Here is a 21,925-nt window from a genome sequence, read left to right as displayed (position 1 = left end):
TTGATTAGGGTGTATATTGGCAACATCAGTGGTGGCTATAGCTCAGTTGGTAGAGCCCCGGATTGTGATTCCGGTTGTCGCGAGTTCGAGCCTCGTTAGTCACCCCATTATTTTGGTAGCAATAGCTTCCATTCTTGATTTTTCGAGATAAAAAATTATATCGGTGAGCGGTGCAGTTTTTTAGCGCATCCCGAGTTTGGGAATAGCGGACCAGAGGGCGACCCTCGGTAGTTGTTCTTAAAGTCAAAAATTGTTTCGGTGAATAGCGCAGCTTGGTAGCGCATCTGGTTTGGGACCAGAGGGTCGGGGGTTCGAATCCCTCTTCACCGACCATTTTCAATAAGTTAGGCAATTAGCTTAACTGAAAAATAGCTATAATTAATTAGCTATTACAAAGATTAATGGTGGCTATAGCTCAGTTGGTAGAGCCCCGGATTGTGATTCCGGTTGTCGCGAGTTCGAGCCTCGTTAGTCACCCCATTATTTAAGTCGTATAAAAAGATATCGGTGAACAGCGCAGTTTGATAGCGCATCCCGGTTTTAGGAATGGCGGAGCAGAGGGATACCCTCGGTAGTTGTTCTTAAAGTTAAAAATTGTTTCGGTGAATAGCGCAGCTTGGTAGCGCATCTGGTTTGGGACCAGAGGGTCGGGGGTTCGAATCCCTCTTCACCGACCATTATAAGAGCCCTAGTCGAAAGACTGGGGCTTTTTTATGCGCTAAATTTAAAACGACATAGTGTTCTTGCTAGGGTCGGGGGTTCGCCTGATATTCAAGCCCAGCTCTTCACCGACCATTATAAGAGCCCTAGTCGAAAGACTGGGGCTTTTTCATGCGCTAAATTTAAAACGACATAGCGTTCTTGCTAGGGTCGGGGGTTCGCCTGATATTCAAGCCCAGCTCTTCACTGACCACTATAAGAAGCCCTAGTCGAAAGACTGGGGCTTTTTCATGCGCTACATTTAAAACGACATAGCGTTCTTGCTAGGGTCGGGGGTTCGCCTGATATTCAAGCCCAGCTCTTCATCGACCACTACAAGAATCCCTAGTCGAAAGACTGGGGCTTTTTCATGCGCTAAATTTAAAACGACACAGCGCTCTTGCTAGGGTCGGGGGTTCGCCTGATATTCAAGCCCAGCTCTTCACCGACCACTAAAAGAAGCTCTAGTCGAAAGACTGGGGCTTTTTGTCATGATGATAGAGATAAGTGGTGAGTCAGCGCTGAGTTGAGCTTTTCGATAACTCATCGATAAATTTATCTTTTCGAGTTTGCTTGTTGCTTTTATGTGAAAATTTTGCCAAAATGTTCAACTTGTAAATAACCAGAACAATGGACTGGTCAAAAGGATTGATTGGTACTGACTGAATAATCAGCCATTTTATGGTCTGAATCAGTCAGTCTCAGACACGGATAATTACGCCATAGCGGTTGAGGTCTGGTTTGCATGTCACTTTTAGAAGTTAATAACTTACGCATAGAATATCCCTCACGTCATGGGGTTCATGTTGCGGTAAAATCACTCACACTGGATATTCAGCGCGGTGAAATTGTCGGTGTCGTCGGTGAATCGGGGGCTGGCAAATCGACCGTCGGTAATGCAATTATTGATCTATTGAGTCCTCCTGGCACCGTTGCTGGTGGTGAGGTGTTTTTAAATGGCGAGAAAATTTCTGGCCTATCAATAGAAAAAATGCGCCAAGTGCGTGGTTCAAAAATCGGCTTTATTTTTCAAGATCCGATGACGTCTTTAAATCCATTATTCACCGTTGAACAGCAGTTAACGGAAACCATTCATGCCAATATGAAGGTGAGTAATGAACAGGCTTACCAACGCGCGTTAGCGTTGATGAATCAAGTAGGTATTCCGCAGCCTGAAAATCGTCTTAAGCAGTATCCTCATCAATTTTCAGGTGGTATGCGTCAAAGAGTGGTTATCGCTATCGCCTTGGCCGGAGAGCCGGACCTGATCATTGCCGATGAGCCAACCACTGCGCTAGACGTGTCTATTCAAGATCAGATATTGAGTTTGATTCGTGATTTGTGTAAACAACATAATGTTGGCTGTATGCTGGTGACCCACGATATGGGCGTTGTTTCCAATGTTACCGATCGTGTTGCGGTTATGTATCGCGGTGATCTCGTCGAATTTGGCCCGACGGCGAAAGTGCTTGGCGACCCTGATCATCCTTACACACGTAGTTTGATCTCTGCCGTCCCGCGTTCGGACATCAAATTAGACCGATTTCCACTGGTCAGCTACATCGAACAAGCCAGTGAGCTGGCGCCACTGGATATCAAAACTCATTGGTTAGGACAAAGCCAAGATCAGCGAGCTTATACTGGTCCACTATTGAATGTTGAGCAGGTTAACTTGCGCTTTGTAACCAAAGACTCATTGTTTGCCAGTCGTCGTGAATATGTTCAAGCATCGAACAATGTCAGTTTCCAAGTCCATGAGGGGGAAACGTTTGGACTGGTCGGTGAGTCGGGATCCGGTAAATCAACCATCGCGCGAGTGATCGCGGGCTTATATCAACCTAATGAAGGTCGAGTGACGTTTGAGGGAATCGATCTTACCGCTCTCAAATCGGAAAAACAGCGTCGTCCTATCCGCCGTCAAATGCAAATGGTGTTTCAAAATCCGTATACCTCAATGAATCCTCGCATGAAGGTGATGGACATTATTGCTGAACCAATTCGTTTCCACCATTTGACCGACAATGAATCGCAAACGCGGCAAATCGTGCACGATCTTTTAGAGTATGTTGGCTTAGGTCGAATGGCTGGCGTTAAGTATCCTCATGAGTTTTCTGGTGGTCAGCGTCAACGTATTTCGATTGCTCGAGCTCTCGCGACTCGTCCTCGTTTATTGATTTGTGATGAACCGACTTCTGCCTTGGATGTTTCTGTACAAGCACAAATCTTGAATTTATTAAAAGACTTACAGCAAGAGCTCAATTTAACCATGTTATTCATCAGTCATGATTTGCCGGTTATTCGCCAAATGTGCGACCGAGTCGGGGTGATGAAGATGGGGACCTTATTGGAAGTTGCCCCAACAGAGCAATTGTTTACCCATCCACAACATGAATACAGTCAGCAATTGATCTCGTTAATGCCGGAATTCACAGGCTTAAGAGAACAACGAGTCTCTGCTTAATGCGCGATGAGCGTTAAAGGTTGACGATAGATCATCGACGTTGTACCCAATAACCAAAACAACCCATAGGGATATCGATTCCCGCATAAGGAGTTATGCAATGAAAATCATTAAAAGCAAGCTAGCCCTAGCCTTAATTGCTGCTGGACTGAGTTTTTCGCTCAACGCTGCACAAATCAAAATCGCTTATGATTCAGACCCCGTATCGATGGATCCTCATGAGCAGCTCTCTGGCGGTACACTTCAGTTATCGCACATGGTGTTTGACCCGCTGATTCGTTTTACTCAAGACATGCAATTTGAAGCTCGTTTAGCGAAATCTTGGCAGCGTTTGGATGATGAAACCATGCGCTTTCATTTACGCGAAGGCGTCAAATTTCACTCTGGTAATCCTTTCACTGCCGATGATGTGATATGGACGTTCAATCGCTTGAAAGAGTCCGCCGATTTTAAAGGTATTTTTGAGCCGCTAGCTTCGATCAGTAAAGTGGATGATTACACAGTAGATATTAAAACCCATGGTGTTTATCCCCTGATCGAAAACGTCGCGACCTATATCTTCCCGATGGACAGTCAGTTTTACTCCGGTAAAACCGCCGATGGCAAAGATAAAGCGGAAATTGTCAAACACGGTTCTTCCTTTGCTTCTTTGAATGCTTCGGGCACTGGCCCTTTCATTATTACTCACCGTGAGCAGGGTATTCGTATGGAGTTTGCTCGCTTTACGGATTATTGGGATAAAGCCAGTAAAGGTAACGTCGAGAAACTGACTCTCGTGCCAATCAAAGAAGATGCAACCCGTGTGGCGGCATTATTATCCGGTGGCGTCGATATGATTTCTCCTGTCTCACCTAATGATTACCAACGTATTCGTAATGCGCGCGACGTTGAGCTGTACACCATGCCGGGTACGCGAGTGATCACCTTTCAATTAAACCAAAATAGTCATGAAGCACTACGTGATGTACGTGTTCGCCAAGCGATTGTCTATGCGATTAATAATCAAGGAATTGTCGATCGTGTTATGCGCGGCGCAGCGACGGCCGCTGGTCAGCAAAGCCCAGTCGGTTATGCCGGTTATAACGAGAATCTCAAACCGCGTTTTGATCTTGAAAAAGCCAGACAACTGATGAAAGACGCAGGTTATGAACAAGGCTTTAATTTGTCGATGATTTCGCCGAATAACCGCTATGTTAATGACGATAAAATTGCTCAAGCCGCTTCTGCAATGCTTGCTCGTATCAATATTAAAGTTGATTTGAAAACCATGCCTAAAGCGCAATATTGGCCAGAATTTGATAAATGTGCAGCAGATATGTTGCTGATTGGTTGGCACCCAGATACGGAAGATTCAGCTAACTTTACTGAGTTTTTGACCATGACACGTAATGAACAGACTGGTAAAGGGCAGTACAACTGTGGTCACTACTCTAATCCAGAAGTGGATGCCTTAGTCAATGCGTCTAACGTCGAGACCGATTTAGCCAAACGCAGTGAGATGCTGAAAAAGGTAGAAGAGATCCTATACAACGAAGCGGCCTTTGTACCATTGCATTGGCAAGACCCTTCTTGGGCTGCGAAGAAAAACCTTGAGTTAGCGCCGATCATCAATGGTATGGACTTCCCTTACTTTGGTGATCTGGTTGTCAACAAGTAGCGTTTAGATAACCTTTCTGAAATGTTTGAGGTTGAGGAAAGGTTGCCCTCTTAGATGGCAACCTTTTTCTTCTTTAAAGCCGTTGTTTATTGTGGTCGATGTTGTCATCAACCCGACAGGGTGATGGATAGTGTTGTAAGGGGCAGGGAATGTTTTCTTTTTTGATCAAACGCCTATATCAGGCACTGATCGTTATGTTTGTGATTAGCTTGGTGGCGTTTGCTATCCAAGATAACTTAGGCGATCCGCTGCGTGAACTGGTTGGGCAATCGGTGTCGGAAGTACAGCGCCAAGCGATGCGTGATGAGTTGGGGCTTAATGACCCATTTTTAGTCAAATATAGCCGTTTCTTAGGCGCGGCGATCAAAGGCGATTTAGGGACCTCTTATTTTTTCAAACGCCCAGCGGCTGAGGTGATTTTGGATAAACTGGTTGCGACTCTTGAGCTGGTTTTTGCCGCGACCGTGATCATCATTACCTTATCGATTCCATTAGGCGTCTATTCGGCTATCCACCCTAAACGGCTGTTTTCGAAACTGATTATGGCAGGCAGCAGCATTGGTATTTCGATCCCTGTCTTTTTGACCGCTATTATGTTGATGTACGTGTTTTCGATTGAACTGGGTTGGCTGCCTTCTTATGGCCGCGGTCAAACCACCAACGTTTTTGGCTGGCAGTCGGGGTTATTTAACCTTAATGGGTTAAGTCATTTAGTGTTACCAAGTGTCGCTTTGTCTTCGATTATGCTACCTCTGTTTATTCGTTTAGTCCGAGCAGAGATGTTAGAAGTTTTAAACTCTGAATACATTAAGTTCGCTAAAGCCAAAGGCTTAGCGATGAATAAAATCTATTTTCAACATGCTTTAAAAAATACCCTATTACCGGTGTTGACGGTAGGCGGTGTACAAATTGGTACCATGGTGGCGTATACCATTTTGACCGAAACGGTCTTTCAGTGGCCGGGGACTGGATTGCTCTTTTTGGAAGCGATTAATCGTGTCGATACACCGCTGATCACGGCCTACGTAATTTTTGTTGGGTTAATTTTTGTCGTCACCAATACGATCGTTGACTTACTGTATGGATTAATTAATCCGGCGGTGAATCTCACCGGAAAAGGAGCCTAATCATGACGGCAATAACAACCATGCCCTCCGCTTGGCAGCGTTTTAAACAGTCGGATTTTTTGTATTATTTTTTACGCGATAAAGTGGCGATGGTCAGCTTTGCGCTATTTAGTATTTTTTTACTGTTAGCCTTGTTAGCGCCTGTCATTGCGCCGAGTAATCCTTACGATCTCGCCAGTATCGACATCATGGATTCTGAGCTGCCTCCTATGTGGATAGACGGCGGTGATGGGCAATTTGTATTGGGTACTGATGGGCAAGGCCGAGATATTCTCTCAACCATTTTGTATGGCTCGCGCTTATCACTGACGATAGGCTTTCTCGCCGTTGGGTTGCAGCTTATCTTAGGGATCATTATTGGTCTTTCTGCGGCCTATTTTGGTGGGCGTATCGACAGTTTTTTAATGCGTTTTGCCGACATTCAACTCTCTTTTTCGACCATGATGGTAGCCATCATTGTTTCGGCGATTTTTAAAGCCAGTTTTGGCGGCGAGTTTTATAGCCAATATGCGGTGATCATGCTGGTGGTGATCATCGGTATTGCGGAATGGCCTCAGTATGCTCGAACCATTCGCGCATCCGTGTTAGCTGAAAAGCAAAAAGAGTACGTTGAAGCGGCACGCGTGATGGGGTTTAAGTCGTTACGGATTATGTTTCGCCATATTTTGCCCAACTGTTTATCACCAATCTTAGTCATTTCGACAGTACAAATCGCCAATGCGATCATGTCTGAAGCGGCGTTGTCGTTTCTTGGTTTAGGACTGCCTGTCGATCAACCTTCTTTAGGAGCATTAATCAGCACCGGATTTAAGTATATTTTCTCTGGAGCATGGTGGATAACGGTATTCCCCGGCATCATTTTGATCAGCTTAGTTTTGGTGATTAACTTACTAGGAGATTGGCTGCGTGATGTCTTTAATCCTAAAATTTATAAAGGTTAAGGTCTAGCTGATTGATTTTATATCGATATGCCACTTACACTGAGAGTCGTCATTGAAGACGACTCTCTTTTTCTAGACATAGAGGTTGGCGTGATTTTCGCAGTGGTTTTTAGGTCATTGAGTTAGTAGCGAATCAAATCACGGTTGTCACTAAAGTTGGGATAACGATAGATATGAGAATCAGCACAATCAACACGGCACCACGAGGGCTCGTTTACCTACTATTGGGCGGAGCTTTATTCTTCAACGGCCCATTATTTGCGCAAGAGGTACTTTGCGAAGCGACGCAAGCCTCTAGCGAACAGTTACCGGTTCTGGCCAGTCATTGCCCGATCGGTGATGGGTTATGGGGCAATAGTCAGCCACGTTCAAGTCAATCTCAGTTCTGGATTCAATGTGGTCTACTTGATAAACCCTTATCGCTTGAACAAGCGAAGCTTATCTATCAACAGATTTCAACCCATGTATGGATGAAGCCAGAAGGGCGAACCACACGCTGTTTGATCGGCCCCTACGATAGTTTTACCCAAGCACGCAGTGAGTTGATGCTGGTTAATAACCTTGCCGCTTATCGTGATGCGTTTATTCGAGAAATTCGCCCATCAGCACCGCCTTCCTCAACGGTAACTACTCCAACCACGGACAGTCCGGCAAAACAGGCGGAACGAAAAGTGGCAGAAAGTGGTGTAGCGGCAATTCAACCGCTGCGTTCTGCTCGGCCTGTAAGTGTTTCTGAAGATGTTGAGATCCGTCATCAAGCGACGATTAATGGCACGACTTATGTCGTTCCTTATAGCTTTGCGCCAAATAAGTCGTTTTATATGGAGCACAACCAGCCATGGAATCGACTCAGTTATGACGAGGCAAGAACGCTTTGTCAGCAAAAAACGATGCGTTTAGTGAATCAGCAAGAGTGGCAGCAGCTATTAGCCAGTCAGATTGCCGAGCGAGATCAGTGGCCATTGTACATTCCCTATTGGGGAGAAGGTCGTAAAGGTTTATTTGCCAGCGGTAAAGTGACTCAACTGCAAGGTAATTCGAAGCTGAATGTATTGTGTGTGAAGTCGGTGAGTCAGTGAAAAAGCCCCGCATAGCGGGGCTTGATATTTTTCGAGGCTAATAATTACTCGTTATCGCCTGTCCCTGTCCAGGTGACATTGAACTTAATGGCTTCAATATATTGCCCTTGATGGTTCTTTACTCTGCCGATAAAGCTATACACACTACCAATGGTTAGTTCCGGTAGGTCGAAATCAATCGATGCGTGCTCAATGTGATTTGCTGTTTTTTCATGGCACTCAAGTGAGGTACCCCATTCGTTACCCGAATAAACACCGTAAGATTTGTAAACTTTACCCGTATTGTAATCGGTCGTTTCAGTGACTAGCTGTGGTCCGTGAATGATAAAGTACTTATAAAACTCTTCTGCATTCTGGCAAGTGAAATTTTGGTCTGGGAACTCCAACGTTAAGTTTGCATCCATTGCCCCGATATCATCTGGATTGTTGTTTCTCAATAGCGATAATGAGACCATGCCTAATGCTTCAACGCCCTCTTGCTGTGTCGGTAACATCATAGGGAAAAAGCGCTTTTCTGGGCCGTCATTCGATTTTATTTGAATTCGCGCTTCAGCGTCTGACTTACGATGAAACAATGTGTAACGCTCGGTTCCTTCGTCAGATGACCAAGTTAAAGTTTTTGCGCCTGGGGCGATATCATCAGCGTCTGTAATCGTTAGTGTGGCTTTTTCTTGACCGAAAGAGGCTATCAATTTCTCGCCTTGAACTTGATAGGTGCCGTTATACCAAGAACGATTGTCGAGATCGCCACACTGGGTTAAGTTGTCCATGGTGCGGTAGTTACCCGACACTTTTCCGTTTTCAAAGCGCAGTGTGTCACACCAGATTCGACTGTAATTGAGTGTTACTTCAGGTGTGCCGCCACCGTGCTCAAGGCGATACCAAGTGGTGGCTTCTAAAGGATGCTTGAGTGATGGCGGTGCTATCCCCTCTTTTACCTCTGGTAAAGTAAAGGTTGTCTCGCTTTCTGCCCCTTGGTCATCTTTGACCTTAACGGTAAAGGTTTTTCCTGCTGGAGAAGCTTGGCTTGGGGTGCCACGGAGCGTGATGAATGTGCTATCAACATCAGCGATGGTTAACCCCGCAACTTGTACCTCACCGCCCCAATAGCTCACGACTTGGCCATCGTTATCGCTAAATAGCTCGCTGATATTAATCGATTGATCAAACGCTTCCCCTTGTTGCAGATACCAAGTATCGATCTGTTGCTGTAATCTCTCTTTTTCAGCTTGGTTAATAACGGGGGCTTGATTAAGCGCGGTCACTTTTAAGTTTAGTTGTACGCGCACTTCACCACGTTTGATCCCTTGGTTATCTTTATCGGTGGCGACTAAGATCAGGTAAAGATTATCTTGCGCCTTGATCTCACCGTTTGAGCTGAGCACCAATTGCTGATTGTCAATTTTCGCGCTCAGTCCTGAAGCCATTAAATTCTGCTCTAATGTAACCTCAACAGTCGTTTGGTCTTGGTCGCTAAATAAATTCTCGATAGAGAATGATTTACCAGCAAATGTGTCGCCTTCTTTGAGATTTAGCTTGGCAAAATCGTCCTCAAGTTGGCGCTTAGTCTTCTCATCTACCAGAAGTTTATGGTTACTGCTTGACACGAGAGTCGCGTCATCTTGACTTGGGTTGATATTAATAATCACCGGACGTTGATTGACATCCTTGATCTCTGTGTCGTCCATGTTACCGACGAGTTGCGCGGATTTTTCGGCAAATTGCGCCGCATTTTTTTCATAGCTCGCTGGGTTGGCGGCTTTCGAGTCAGTGAGGATCTGGGCTTTTTTATGTAGCTTAGGATTTGATTTGGTAAAGTCGCTTAATAGTTCAGCTTGGTTATCCAGCCCTAAAGTGTTAGCAACGGTTTGTTTCGCTTGAGTGAGGTCGCTGATCGGATCGTTTTCCATTGCTAGCACAATTAAATCGGTGATTGGCGAAATCACCTGCTGCTGCGCCTCAAGGGTAGGGGCGCGAAATACCACTTCATGGGCCATGGCTTGAGCCGGGTGGTCCATATCAATGGTGTATTTACCTGCATAAGCCGCATTTAAGTTAGCCAAACGGCGCTGCACCGCTCCACCTGGGGTCAAGGTCTGTACCGCTAAGTGACCTTTGAGTTGATAATCAGCTGGTAATTTCAATTGACCACTTTGGTTGGTTAAGCCCAATACATGCTCATTATTATCGAATTTGCCGTTTTTATTCGCATCGTCAAAGATCACCGCTTGATAAAAGTGACCATCAAGGGCGGTGATTAACACCCCCGCTGCAATGGGTGGCTGCTCGCTATTATCCGCGCTATCGGAACCACAGCCGCTCAGTGCGATTGCCACTGACAGAGTTAGTAAATTAATTTTGTTCATTATGTTGAATTTCCTTGCAAACTTATTTAGTGCACAGTTAAACCTTAGCTATTAAGCCGATAGTTAAGGTATATCCCCTTCCTACTTGAAGCTTTAGTGGTATTGGCTATGTTCGTTTACCCCAATCACATAGTTTGTCTACGCTGATCGGGAGTAACTATTCATAACTTCAAGTCGTTTCGGTGTATGAATATCAATGAGCGTGGTTGTACTGGCTTTTGATATCAATATCAAGGAACGGAAATCAGAGAAAAATCCGTAAAATTTATTTTATTTTTTTTGTTTATCGAGCGTTGGCATTTAGCGCCAAATGGGTAGTATCTGCGCCTCTCATCATAAGGAGTGGAACATGAGACAACCCCTTACTATCGCTAGCTGTTTATTTTGCTCATTTTCTTGTTTGGCCGCTAATACAGCAGAATATGGTTATTCATATTTCACATTGGGGGTTGAGAATGTTCATTACCAAGAGCAACATGGCGCGACTCAATCTTCAGTCACCATGCTTAATCCAGTGCTTAATAGTGGTGGATTATATCGCATCAACACAGATTGGGATTTTTCAATTGATGCACTGGGTACATTTTCTCCTCGCAATGCACAAGAGCAGTGGCAGTGGCAAGGTCAGCGCTTGCAAGATAATCAGACCGAATATTTAAAAACCGCAACTCATGTACAACTGCACTATAAATGGCAAGATCATTGGCGGATAGTGGCTGGACCTTCATTTACCTATCAGACTTACACACGTTATGCCGCCAACACTTATTTAGGACAAGGCCATTTACAAAATGTGGGTACTTGGAAGGAAACCATGACCCAAGTTTATCTTGATACTGGGCTTGGCTATGACTCTGGTTATCTCAGTGGTGCTGACGGGTGGCAGTGGAAAGGTAAGCTAATGTTCGGCCTACCGCTATGGAATCGAATCACCAATTCACAGTTTGCCGATATGAGTTTTGATAGCTTTGGTTTTCGCACTGGGCTTGAGGGCTCACTGAGTTATCAAATTATGCCGGGACTGAATGTGGGTGGCTTTATGCTGTTTAGCTATGAAAAGCGCTTCGCTTCCCAAAATAAGCGAGTTGAGTTGAATCATTGTCTGACAATGGAACAAGGCCATTGCAGTGAATATCAACCACGATCCGCCAACGCTTTAGTTCCTGAGGCGGATACCGTGACATTTAGCCTTGGTCTACAGGCATTATGGCGATTTTAGGTGACTTACTTAGGTGAATGGTAAATCAGATTAATCGCAAACCTTTCCAGTAAATGCGCATATTCAGGACGCGGATAAAGTAAATAGGTATAAATTTCACCCGCAACCGGCACATCTTGAGCTAAAAACTCATGGTCTAAATAGACGGCGATACGGGTTTTGGTTCGTGCATATTCACCACATAAAGGGGGATAGTTGCCAGCGCGATCACCACTTTCACTAATTAAGGGGATTTGATAGTGGCTAGAACCAATTAAGCTCGAATAGGCCCAATAAGGCTCGATATCTCGACAAAACAGACTATGAGTTGGATGGAAAACATTCAGATCTGAATCTGCAGGTTGGTAGTAATTTGGTTGGATGTGGCGTACGTCAAAAATATAGTTAAATAGGCCGATGGGATAAAACTCTTGCTGGGCATTGAGCATCAGATAATCGAAATTTAAGCCTTGATACTGATATTCACCGGTATCTACGTTCAAGCGTGATTCTGCGCCAACTCGTTGATCAAATAAACTGAACGCCATCTCTTGGCCATTTTCGTTACTGGTAATGTGATAAATCATCAAATCGGAATAAAAATGAGAGGGATAATGATGACGCAGCTGCCAACTGGCGGTTTTTCCGGCTGGAAAGTGTAAGTGAATTTGTTCATCTTGCTGCTGATAGGTGGCCACGATTCTCATCTCATCTAGCTGCGGGCAGCGTCGTCGATGGTTAGCTGCCGCGTACCAGACGTTACCTTCTTTGAGTTCGAATAACTCACACTGTAAAACATGAAACGGGTAACGCTGGCTGCCAAGGGTTCTAGTGGTATTAATTCGATATAAGGGTTGATCGATTAACATATCGCTTAGCGGTAGCTGTGGTTTAATTGCAGGCAACGAAAAATGTGCCGTCACCCAATTTTCAGACTCTAATCCATGTTGATTATCATTAGCTGAGATACTGAGCCTTAGCTCGCTTTCTTGACTGTCAGCGATACCTGTCAGGGTTAAGGGTGTTAAACTACGTACTTGTAGTGCGCGACTATTAAGTTCAACCCGATAGCTGAGTAAATCGCCATCTGGATCAATAAATAAAGGTTCAATGGCAACGGAATAATGGATCGTGCTGCCGTGTTGTAATACCCAACCAGAAATCTGCTGTTGTAGTTGCTCATAGTAGGCTTGATTAATATGAGGAGGGCGATTTTTGGTCGTGTCTGGGGCCGTCTTGGTAATATCTCTTCTCTGGCGAGCTGTTAGTGAATGAAATTCTTCAATCGTCAGATTCTCATCGTTAACTGGCTGCGTAACGCTCTCTGATGGCGTTGCCTCCAAGACTGGTTGCTTAGGATCCAGATTAATCACCATGTTGAGCTCATGGCTTAGTTGAAGTTCAATGATCTCTTCTTGGCGTGAGCGCGGTGATAAACCCAGCGTTACGGCCATTGTTGATGGTTCAATTTTTTGACTGACAAGTGTGGTAGATTCGGCAGCGGATGGTTGACTTGACCATTGCCAGTAGATAAGAGTTAAGCAACCAAGGCCAATCAATCCAACTAGGTATCTCATTATTGATGCATCCGCAGTTGTAGCCACGATTGAGCAAATTTAAGATCTTTTTCGATTAAGCTGGTGCTGCACTCTAACAGTTGACTTATTTCGTTGATTTTTAAGCCAAGAAAATATTTTAACTTTAACGCGTTGGATTGCCTTGGGTAGCGAACCGTAAAGCTATCTAAGGTTTGATCGAGCAAAATCAGCTGTTCAACATTCGCTTCTGCTGGGGTAGGGAGCGATACTGTGGCTTGGCGCTTCTGAGCTTGCACTGTTCTGGCATGATCAATCAATATTTGCCCCATGACTTTAGCGGCGAGCAGTAAAAATTCACGTTGATGGCGAATCTGTTGTAAATCGGCTTGCGCTAATTTGATGTAGGCTTCATGAACCAGTACGGTGGTATTGTATAACTCCTCACTTAATACCGGGTTATCGTGACCATATTTAGCGATGTTTTTACGCCGTTCTTGTTCGGCTAAACGGCGCAGTTGTTGATAAGCCAACTGATATAACTGCGCTTCGGCCTCTTTATCCCCTTGCTGCCACTGGTGTAAGATCTGGGTAAAGTGACTCATTTAGTTTTTATCTCATGGTGTTGTTTGGTGAACTCGCTGGCGTAAAGTAGTTGTAAGGTTTCACTGCCATCTTGGGCACGAATTTTTTGCTGTTGTAAGCGATACAAAATTCCTTGATCCCAGCGCTCTCCAGCAGGCAGATACTCCCAACTGACAATCTGTCTACCTTGTTCCGCATCATACCAAGTGACGCTGGTGTTGAGCTGGGCAAGCTGTGCATAAGGCTCTGGATTATTACGCCACCACATGGCAGGAAACTGAGCGGAGATATCTTCGCGATAGTTGTTGATTTGCGCTGGGCAGTTTGGTTGATGCTGTGGGCCGAGCTTAATCGCATTCGGTGAGATAAGCAGACAACGATATTCGATACCATTTTTTTGATAGAAGGTTTGTCGCCAAATACCCGATAGATTGATTTGGTCACCTTTCTGTTGTGGGTAAGTAAAGGCTAAAGTTTGTCCTAAATTATGATGGCTAATATGCTGGTTTGGGCCTAAGCCTTGTACTTTTTCGATCAATAACTGGCTCTCAGGGTGAAAACTTAGCGCAATAGTACGATATTTCCAGTCGCCTTCATCGTCGTGATCTTCGACATAAAAGCCACTTAAATCATTGTTAGTGCAACCGGTAAGGGCACAGCCAAGTAGCCCTTGGCGATCAACAAAAGGTTGCAAAGGCTCGGTTGATTGCGAGGTAATAGCCCCCTTGATATCGAGATGACAATTTTGAAAATAGTCGCCGGGCGAGGGGTATTCAGTGACGCCATCGTTGTCAATCGAAAAGATAATACGGCCAATGGGAGGTTGGTAGTCTGGGTGAAATTGACGATCCAGATCATGCAAACATACTCTGCCATGCCAGTCGCGTTTTTGAATCATGGTATTGATTAATCGCTGACCTTGAGGATGAAAAATTACTTTTACTAAATCTTGAGCGGTGGCTGCGTCATTTTGAGTACCACTAGCTAAGCAAGAGAGGCTTAACAAGCACAATAAGCCGACCAAAAATCGAGTAAATTTAAGCCGTGGGCAGAGGATAGTGATGTTCATTGACATGGGTTATCAGAGCAATTGAGTATGAGTTTTTGTTTAGGTACGTTCGGAGCCACTAAGGCTGCCAGTAGTTTTTGTTTAATATGTTGTGGTATCTCTTGGCTGGACAGTAGTGATCGCCGAGTCATATCGAGCATTCCTTCGAGAGTGAGTGACTCTCCTTGTGCGTACTGTGCGTGATGCATCAGGGTGGTTAATTGCAATAATATCTTTTCTGTGATTTGTTGTTCTTGCTGTAATTGTCGGTTTTTTTCGATCAGCGTATAAGAGAACATCATCACCAAGCAAACGAGAAGTAAACTGAGTGCACTAAGCATGGGACGACGTCGAATAAAACAACTTAGTACGTGCCACGGTTGATCAGACTGTTTTTTTATCGGACGATGTGCAAGCAGCGCATCAATATCTTGTCGCAGCTCGCCAACAGTTTGATATCTTTCGGTAGTATGATCTGCTGTCGCTTGGTTTATGATCAGGGTTAAAGTTGGAGTCAGTGAAGCCACAGGGATTATGCTCGCCAGCACTTTGCCTAATGAATAAACGTCACTTTGTTGAGTTAAATAATCTCCCCGTTTTTGTTCAGGGCTGGCATAGTCGGCACTGTAAGCTTTAAATTCAAATTGTGGCTTATCACCATGTCCCTCACGCAATTTTTGCGTGAGATTAAAATCAATTAGCTTTAATTGATGCTGTTCGGTGACGAGAATATTTTCGGGTTTAAGATCGGCATGCAGGATCTGGTGATCATGCGCATGTTCAATGGCACGACATAACTGACTGAATAATTGTAATCGCTGGCGCAGGTTGAGCTGATAATGTTGGAGGTGAGTGTTGAACGCTAGGCCATCAATGCGCTCCATAACCATATAAACCTGATCATTATAAATGCCGCCATCAAATACCTTGGCGATAGCAGGATGATTAAGTTTAGCCAGTAACTGCGCCTCGTTAAATAATATTCGAGAACCCAATACTTGGTTCATGGTCGGTTGAATAAATTTAACCGCCAACTGTTGTTCGAAAGAATCATCCGCTCGATGGGCGGCATAGACAACGCCCACGCCACCTCGACCAATCTCCTCGGTTAACTGATATTTATCGATGCGCAAATTGGAATAGTCTTGTCTTGAGCTAGACCAAGTCTGGGCATGATCCGTTAATAGTTGGCTCAAAGAAAAGGTCGACGTTGTTTTTGAAGCCAACAAAGTCACCAATTGTTGATAGAGAGCGGAATTCTGCCGTTGTAATGATTCAAGCCACTGATTTTGATCCGATTCTGATAGATCAAGGTAATCATAAAAGCACTGAGTAATGGAGGCTGGGTCGGGCACGAAGTTTGGTTTTTATTATTATGAATTTGAATTAGTTTAACCAACTTAGTTACATAAAGAAATACATCATATTGCAGTGACTTAATGAAGATAGGTCTTATCGGCGTCATTCCATTCAGCAATAGCCGTAATCACTGTCTATACTTTGCTCATTGATAGCCGCTCTGTTATGGAGCATACGCTATTACTAACTGGAGGCGTTAGCATGAGTAAAAGTATTAAGTTCTTTATCGTCAGCGGGTTAAGTTTATTTCTTGCTGCACCACTGTGGGCCAATGTGACGTGGCAAGGCCATTGTCGAGACCGAATCCCCTATCTTTATTTTGAAAATGGTCAGTGTAAAGGGCCGGGTGGCGATGTGATCACCCAAGTCATCAGTAAATTAGGCCATCAAGTTCAGTGGACGCAAGTGCCTTGGGCGAGAACCATTGGCGTTGCGCCGCAAGGCGGTGTTGACTTAATCCCCTTACACTCGATGGATGAGGAGCGTGAGGTCTATTTACATCCTCTACTCATGGGTTATGGTCAAAGAGAGGTCTTTTACTTCACTCGTAAAAACGCTGATATCGATGCTAAAGGTTTTGATGAAATCGTCAGTAAAGGGTATGTGGTTGGTGCATTAAATGGCAGTTTTTATAGTTCGCAATTTAATCAAAATACCGATCAGTTACGGACCATTTTTGTCACTAGCGGCGATCAAATTATTAATATGCTCAAGGCGGGTCGATTTGATTTGGCTATCACTTCGGAGCAGCATGGGCTGGACGTATTTGAAAATGATCCCGAACTGAGAAAAATCAGTTATACGGATGTTTCGCTTAATGGACGCTTTTTTAGTGTGCCTAAACGCTCAGCAAACTACCAATACATTAATCAATTAGAGGCAGCGTTGACTGAAATGCGCCGCTCAGGGGAAATCACCCGGATATTTGAGTCTTATGGTTTAGAAGCGCCGATTCAACAAGAGTGATTACGTTAAGACAAGTGTATAAACAAACACTGCGAGCCAAAACGTGAGCTCGCAGTTTTATTAGGGGAAGACGTTACCGCATGGTAACAAATTCTTCACTGCCCGTTGGGTGAATAGCCACCACCGAATCAAAGTCAGCTTTCGTCGCGCCCATCTTCATTGCAACCGCAAAACCTTGAATCATTTCATCCACCGTAAAGCCAATACCATGTAAACCGACCACGGTTTCTTCTGGCCCTGCGCAGACTAATTTCATTTTGCATGGCTGGCGATGAGAGGTGACTGCGGTATACATAGCAGTAAAGCTCGATGTATAGACTTTGACCTGATCGGCGCCATACTTAGCGATCGCATCAGGTTCGGTTAAGCCAATGGTGCCAATCGGTGGGTGACTAAAGACCACGGTAGGCACTAAGTCATAATCCATTTTCGCTTCAGGTTTGTTGTTGAACAAACGCTCAGACAACTGACGACCCGCTTTGACGGCCACGGGGGTCAACTCAATACCACCTTCCATAATATCGCCGACACAGTAAATGCCTTCAACATTGGTATTTTGGTATTGATCGACTTTAATGTAGCCTTGCTCATTAGTCGCTACGCCAGTGGCAGCAAGATTAATCGCATCAGTCGCGGGATGACGGCCAATCGCCCAGATAAGGGTATCGACATTGCAGCTTTGGCCATTTTCAAGATGCAGTGTCAGGCTGCCATCGGCCTCTTTAATTACTTGTTTTGGCACGCTATGGGTGTGCAGCGTTGGCCCTTCCGTTTTCATTACTTCGGTTAAAGTATCGATGATCATCGGATCAAAGCTGCGCAGTGGCGATTCTTTGCGTACAAACAAGTGGGTCTCTGTGCCAAGGGCATGCAGTACCCCAGCTATCTCAACCGCAATATAACCAGCGCCGACCACGGCTACGCGTTTCGGTTGCTCGGTTAACTCAAAGAAACCGTTGGAATCAATACCGTATTCTGCGCCAGGAATGTTTGGAATGGTTGGTCGGCCACCCACGGCAATCAAAATATGATCGGCAGTATATTGCTGACCTTCGACTTCGATGGTTTTGGCATCAATAAAACGGGCAAAACCACGAATAACATGCACTTTGTTATTACCGAGCACGCGATCGTAAGATTGATGAATACGACCAATATAGGCTTGGCGGCTTTCAATCAGTTTTGACCAATCTAGACCATTAACCTTGACATCAAAGCCGTAGTCTTTCGCGTAAAGCTGCATTGCTTCGGCAATTTGAGCGCCATGCCACATGACTTTTTTCGGCACACAACCGACATTCACACAAGTGCCACCGAGATCTTTTGCTTCAATCAACGCGACTTTTGCGCCATACATTGCCGCACGGTTCGCCGAGGCGATGCCACCGCTGCCGCCGCCAATACAGATATAATCAAAATGTGTTGTCATTCCTTTCTCCGTTATTCTTTTCAGTGCTTTATTAAGTAGATTGGGTCAGTTTATTCTGGAACAACCCATTCGACTTTAAAATGACCCGTTGCCGGAGCGATGGCTTGCTTGAGAAACGGCAGAATGGTTTGCATTTCACTCTCCAGTTTCCACGGCGGGTTAATTACAATCATCCCTGACGCGGTCATACCGCGTTGGTTGGTATCGGGTGCTACGCCAAGCTCAATTTGTAATATTTTACGAATGCCAAGGTTAGCTAGCCCATCTAACATATCCTCAATATCGCAGCGGTTAACCACGGGATACCAAATCGCATAAATGCCCGTTGACCAACGTTTATGGCTTTGCGCGATGGCTTGCACTACATCGCGATACTCTTTGGCCAGCTCATAAGGCGGATCAATCAGCACCAAACCGCGGCGTTCTTTTGGCGGTAAGCTGGCTTTTAAGCGTGCAAAGCCGTCTTGTTTGTAAATCGCCACTTGGCGATCACGAGCAAATTCTTGCTCCAGTAATGGGTAATCACTGGGATGCAGTTCGCTGAGTACCATGCGGTCTTGGGCACGAAGGTGAGCGCGAGCGATGCGTGGTGAACCTGGGTAATAGCGTAGCTCCTCGCCTTGGTTGAGTGCTTTAACCGCATCCAGATAACTGTCTATTGCCGCGGGAGTGTCTGTCTGCTGCCATAATCGGCCAATCCCTTGTTTGTATTCTCCGGTTTTTTCTGACCACTCGTGGGTTAAATCGTAGCGCCCAACGCCAGAATGAGTATCGTGATAAACAAATGGCGTCTCTTTTTGCTGTAACGCATTGAGAATAAGACTTTGTACGATATGCTTTAATACATCAGCGTGGTTGCCAGCATGAAAACTGTGACGATAACTTAGCAAAATGAGCTCTCAAAACACCCTGAGCGAGTGTGGCTAGTGAATCAAATAATATCGCCTGATTATATACTCAAAAGCGTTTCAGGTGCAGATTGGTGATACGTCAGTCTGAGCGAGGTGAGTTGATGATATCTCCTTCGTACTTAAAGCTGCTGCGGTGTTGGCGACGTTCATTCACCTCAGTCATATCGTTTGTCTATGCTCATGGGGGATTGATTCACTGGCCGCTTACTTGTAACTCCAAGTCGTTTGGGACAGTGGGGTGAAAGTTAGCTTAAGATCGTCAATCTTGTGGTGATTTTAAGTCATAATACTTAAGTCGCTATTGAAATTTCGCTTCACCACCCCGATTTACTTTCTCATAACAAGAACCTTCTTACTTTGCTAATCCAAATAGGAAGGAGAGCGACACGTCTTAACTCAAAAGGAATGTTATATGTCAAACCCTCTTCTCACGTTCACGGACTTACCGCCGTTTTCTGCCATTAAACCTGAGCATGTAAAACCTGCGGTTGAACAGGTGATTGAAGCTTGCCGCACTAAAATTAACCAAGTTCTTGAGGGTAACACTCAACCTTCATGGGCGAGTGTGATTGCGCCGATTGAAGAAGTCGATGATCGCTTAAGCCGAGTATGGTCGCCTGTTAGTCACATGAATTCCGTTGTTAATAGTGATGAGCTACGTGACGCTTATGAAAGCTGTCTGCCTCTGCTGTCTGAGTACAGCACTTGGGTTGGACAACACAAAGGGCTGTTTGACGCCTATAAAGCCATTAAAGCCAGTCCAGAGTTTGCAACCTTAACTCGAGCTCAGCAAAAAACCATCGACGATGGCCTGCGTGATTTTGAGCTTTCAGGGATTGGCTTACCTGCCGCGGAGCAGAAACGCTATGGTGAGATCAGTAAGCGCATGTCCGAGTTAGGTTCAAAGTTTTCCAATAATGTCCTTGACGCCACCATGGGCTGGAGTAAACAGATCTCCGATGTTGAGCAGTTAGCGGGTATGCCAGAATCGGCCCTTGCTGCAGCGAAAGCGGCCGCAGAAGCGAAAGGGTTAGAAGGGTATTTATTGACTCTAGAGATGCCTTCTTATCTACCTGTGATGACCTATTGTGATAACCAAGCTCTGCGTCAAGAGTTGTACGAAGCGTACGTGACGCGAGCATCGGATCGCGGCCCTAACGCTGGTCAATGGGACAACAGCGAAATCATCGCTGAGAAACTCAAGCTACGCCATGAAATTGCTCGGATGTTAGGGTTTAACTCCTACAGTGAAAAATCATTAGCGACCAAAATGGCGGAAACCCCAGATCAAGTGTTGGGCTTCCTGAATGATTTGGCGGCTAAAGCCAAGCCTCAAGGCGAGCGTGAAGTAGAAGCTTTACGCCAATTTGCCGAGCAAGAATATGGCGTGTCTGAGCTGCAATTGTGGGATGTCGCTTACTACAGTGAGAAGCAAAAACAGCACTTGTTTAACATTTCCGATGAGGAATTGCGTCCTTATTTCCCTGAGCAGACGGTAGTCAAAGGCTTATTTGAAGTGCTTCACCGTGTGTTCGGTATGTCGGTTAAAGAGCGTGCAGGGGTAGATACTTGGCATCCTTCGGTACGTTTCTTTGATATTTTTGATTCCAACCATACCTTACGTGGTAGCTTCTATCTTGATCTGTACGCTCGTGAGCATAAACGGGGCGGTGCTTGGATGGATGATTGCCGTGGCCGTCGTGTGACGCAAAATGGTGAATTGCAAACGCCAGTGGCTTATTTAACCTGTAACTTCAACCGTCCAATCGGCGATAAGCCAGCCTTATTTACTCATGATGAAGTGGTGACGCTGTTTCACGAATTTGGTCACGGTATTCATCATATGCTGACTCAAGTCGAGATTGGCTCGGTGTCTGGCATCAATGGTGTGCCTTGGGACGCGGTTGAGTTACCGAGTCAATTTTTAGAAAACTGGTGCTGGGAAGAAGAGGCATTGACCTTTATTTCGGGCCATTACCAAACCGGTGAACCGCTGCCAAAAGCCATGCTGGATAAAATGCTCGCTGCGAAGAACTTCCAATCGGCGATGTTTATTTTGCGTCAATTGGAATTCGGTCTGTTCGACTTTACGCTTCATACCACCTACGACCCAGAAGTCGGGCCAAAAGTGCTAGAAACCTTAGCTGAGGTGAAGAAAAAGGTCTCAGTATTACCAAGCTTAGAGTGGAACCGTTTCTCTCACAGCTTTAGCCATATTTTTGCTGGTGGTTATAGCGCCGGTTACTACAGCTACTTATGGGCTGAAGTGTTGTCTGCGGATGCATTTTCACGCTTTGAAGAAGAGGGCATTTTTAATACTCAAACTGGACAAAGCTTCCTAGAAAACATTCTTGAAATGGGCGGCAGTGAAGAGCCTATGGAGCTATTCAAGCGTTTTCGTGGTCGTGAACCACAAATCGACGCTATGCTACGCCATGCCGGGATCGCCGCTTAAATACACGTCAAGTGAACATTACTTAGAAGGGCTGCACATGCAGCCCTTTTCTATGCCATCACTCGACGATCACGATGAAACGGAGACTTATGACGTCATTTGGTTATCC

The 21,925-nt window shown here is 45.1% G+C and carries 15 protein-coding genes and 4 tRNA genes; 12 read left to right on the top strand and 7 right to left on the bottom strand.

Annotated features, from left to right (window positions below; all coding sequences use genetic code 11):
- Positions 1 to 31: 31 nt before the first annotated feature.
- The 9 genes from VIB_RS16275 (at position 32) to VIB_RS16235 (ending at position 7,964) form a co-directional block, all read left to right on the top strand.
- Positions 32 to 107, top strand: a tRNA-His gene (locus VIB_RS16275).
- 149 nt (positions 108 to 256) lie between these two features.
- Positions 257 to 333, top strand: a tRNA-Pro gene (locus VIB_RS16270).
- A 71-nt stretch (positions 334 to 404) separates the two neighbouring features.
- Positions 405 to 480: transfer RNA gene (locus tag VIB_RS16265), tRNA-His, on the top strand.
- 120 nt (positions 481 to 600) lie between these two features.
- Positions 601 to 677 (top strand) — tRNA-Pro (locus VIB_RS16260).
- A gap of 767 nt (positions 678 to 1,444) precedes the next feature.
- Positions 1,445 to 3,160: a dipeptide ABC transporter ATP-binding protein gene (locus tag VIB_RS16255; RefSeq protein WP_004397515.1), complete on the top strand. Its 1,716-nt coding sequence runs from the start codon at positions 1,445 to 1,447 to the stop codon at positions 3,158 to 3,160.
- Positions 3,161 to 3,260: 100 nt separating this feature from the next.
- Positions 3,261 to 4,817 carry an ABC transporter substrate-binding protein gene (locus tag VIB_RS16250; protein WP_004397514.1) on the top strand — a complete coding sequence of 519 codons (1,557 nt, stop codon included), beginning with the start codon at positions 3,261 to 3,263 and terminating at the stop codon, positions 4,815 to 4,817.
- A 149-nt stretch (positions 4,818 to 4,966) separates the two neighbouring features.
- Positions 4,967 to 5,944, top strand: coding sequence for an ABC transporter permease (locus tag VIB_RS16245; RefSeq protein ID WP_004397513.1), 978 nt, complete (start codon positions 4,967 to 4,969; stop codon positions 5,942 to 5,944).
- Positions 5,945 to 5,946: 2 nt separating this feature from the next.
- Positions 5,947 to 6,885: an ABC transporter permease gene (locus tag VIB_RS16240; protein ID WP_004397512.1), complete on the top strand. Its 939-nt coding sequence runs from the start codon at positions 5,947 to 5,949 to the stop codon at positions 6,883 to 6,885.
- Positions 6,886 to 7,058: 173 nt separating this feature from the next.
- On the top strand, positions 7,059 to 7,964 hold the full coding sequence (locus tag VIB_RS16235; protein ID WP_004397511.1) for an SPOR domain-containing protein: 906 nt from the start codon (positions 7,059 to 7,061) through the stop codon (positions 7,962 to 7,964).
- A gap of 44 nt (positions 7,965 to 8,008) precedes the next feature.
- On the opposite strand, the gene VIB_RS16230 is transcribed toward VIB_RS16235, so the two are convergent.
- Complete coding sequence (locus VIB_RS16230; RefSeq protein ID WP_004397510.1) at positions 8,009 to 10,330, bottom strand: Ig domain-containing protein; 2,322 nt, start codon at positions 10,328 to 10,330, stop codon at positions 8,009 to 8,011.
- Between the two features lie 349 nt (positions 10,331 to 10,679).
- Here VIB_RS16230 and VIB_RS16225 point away from each other — a divergent pair, with 349 nt between their 5' ends.
- Entirely contained in the window at positions 10,680 to 11,549 is an 870-nt protein-coding gene (locus VIB_RS16225) for a hypothetical protein (protein ID WP_004397509.1), read from the top strand.
- 5 nt (positions 11,550 to 11,554) lie between these two features.
- On the opposite strand, the gene VIB_RS16220 is transcribed toward VIB_RS16225, so the two are convergent.
- The 4 genes from VIB_RS16220 to VIB_RS16205 are packed head-to-tail and all read right to left on the bottom strand — an operon-like array spanning position 11,555 to position 15,931.
- Positions 11,555 to 13,105, bottom strand: a complete 1,551-nt coding sequence (locus VIB_RS16220; RefSeq protein ID WP_004397508.1) for a hypothetical protein — start codon at positions 13,103 to 13,105, stop codon at positions 11,555 to 11,557.
- The gene (locus tag VIB_RS16215; RefSeq protein WP_004397507.1) at positions 13,105 to 13,668 is read right to left on the bottom strand and encodes an ECF-type sigma factor; all 564 of its coding nucleotides are present in this window, start codon (positions 13,666 to 13,668) and stop codon (positions 13,105 to 13,107) included. The genes VIB_RS16220 and VIB_RS16215 overlap by 1 nt, the downstream gene beginning before the upstream one ends.
- Positions 13,665 to 14,723 (bottom strand): hypothetical protein, encoded by a 1,059-nt coding sequence (locus VIB_RS16210; protein ID WP_004397506.1) that lies wholly within the window; start codon positions 14,721 to 14,723, stop codon positions 13,665 to 13,667. The genes VIB_RS16215 and VIB_RS16210 overlap by 4 nt, the downstream gene beginning before the upstream one ends.
- Positions 14,714 to 15,931, bottom strand: a complete 1,218-nt coding sequence (locus tag VIB_RS16205; RefSeq protein ID WP_422132357.1) for a serine/threonine protein kinase — start codon at positions 15,929 to 15,931, stop codon at positions 14,714 to 14,716. Before VIB_RS16205 ends, VIB_RS16210 begins: the two co-directional genes overlap by 10 nt.
- A gap of 325 nt (positions 15,932 to 16,256) precedes the next feature.
- Here VIB_RS16205 and VIB_RS16200 point away from each other — a divergent pair, with 325 nt between their 5' ends.
- The gene (locus VIB_RS16200; RefSeq protein WP_004397504.1) at positions 16,257 to 17,021 is read left to right on the top strand and encodes a substrate-binding periplasmic protein; all 765 of its coding nucleotides are present in this window, start codon (positions 16,257 to 16,259) and stop codon (positions 17,019 to 17,021) included.
- Positions 17,022 to 17,094: 73 nt separating this feature from the next.
- Here the strand turns inward: VIB_RS16200 and gorA are convergent, their stop codons facing one another.
- Positions 17,095 to 18,450 carry a glutathione-disulfide reductase gene (gene gorA, locus VIB_RS16195; RefSeq protein WP_004397503.1) on the bottom strand — a complete coding sequence of 452 codons (1,356 nt, stop codon included), beginning with the start codon at positions 18,448 to 18,450 and terminating at the stop codon, positions 17,095 to 17,097.
- A gap of 50 nt (positions 18,451 to 18,500) precedes the next feature.
- On the bottom strand, positions 18,501 to 19,340 hold the full coding sequence (locus tag VIB_RS16190) for a 23S rRNA (adenine(2030)-N(6))-methyltransferase RlmJ (protein ID WP_004397502.1): 840 nt from the start codon (positions 19,338 to 19,340) through the stop codon (positions 18,501 to 18,503).
- A gap of 433 nt (positions 19,341 to 19,773) precedes the next feature.
- On the opposite strand from VIB_RS16190, the gene prlC reads away from it, so the two are divergent.
- Positions 19,774 to 21,816: an oligopeptidase A gene (gene prlC, locus VIB_RS16185; protein WP_040905708.1), complete on the top strand. Its 2,043-nt coding sequence runs from the start codon at positions 19,774 to 19,776 to the stop codon at positions 21,814 to 21,816.
- Positions 21,817 to 21,925 lie beyond the last annotated feature (109 nt).

Source organism: Vibrio metschnikovii CIP 69.14 (assembly GCF_000176155.1).
GTDB lineage: Bacteria > Pseudomonadota > Gammaproteobacteria > Enterobacterales > Vibrionaceae > Vibrio > Vibrio metschnikovii.
The sequence above is the reverse complement of the archived record's forward strand: the minus strand, read 5'-3'. Positions and strand labels throughout refer to the sequence as shown.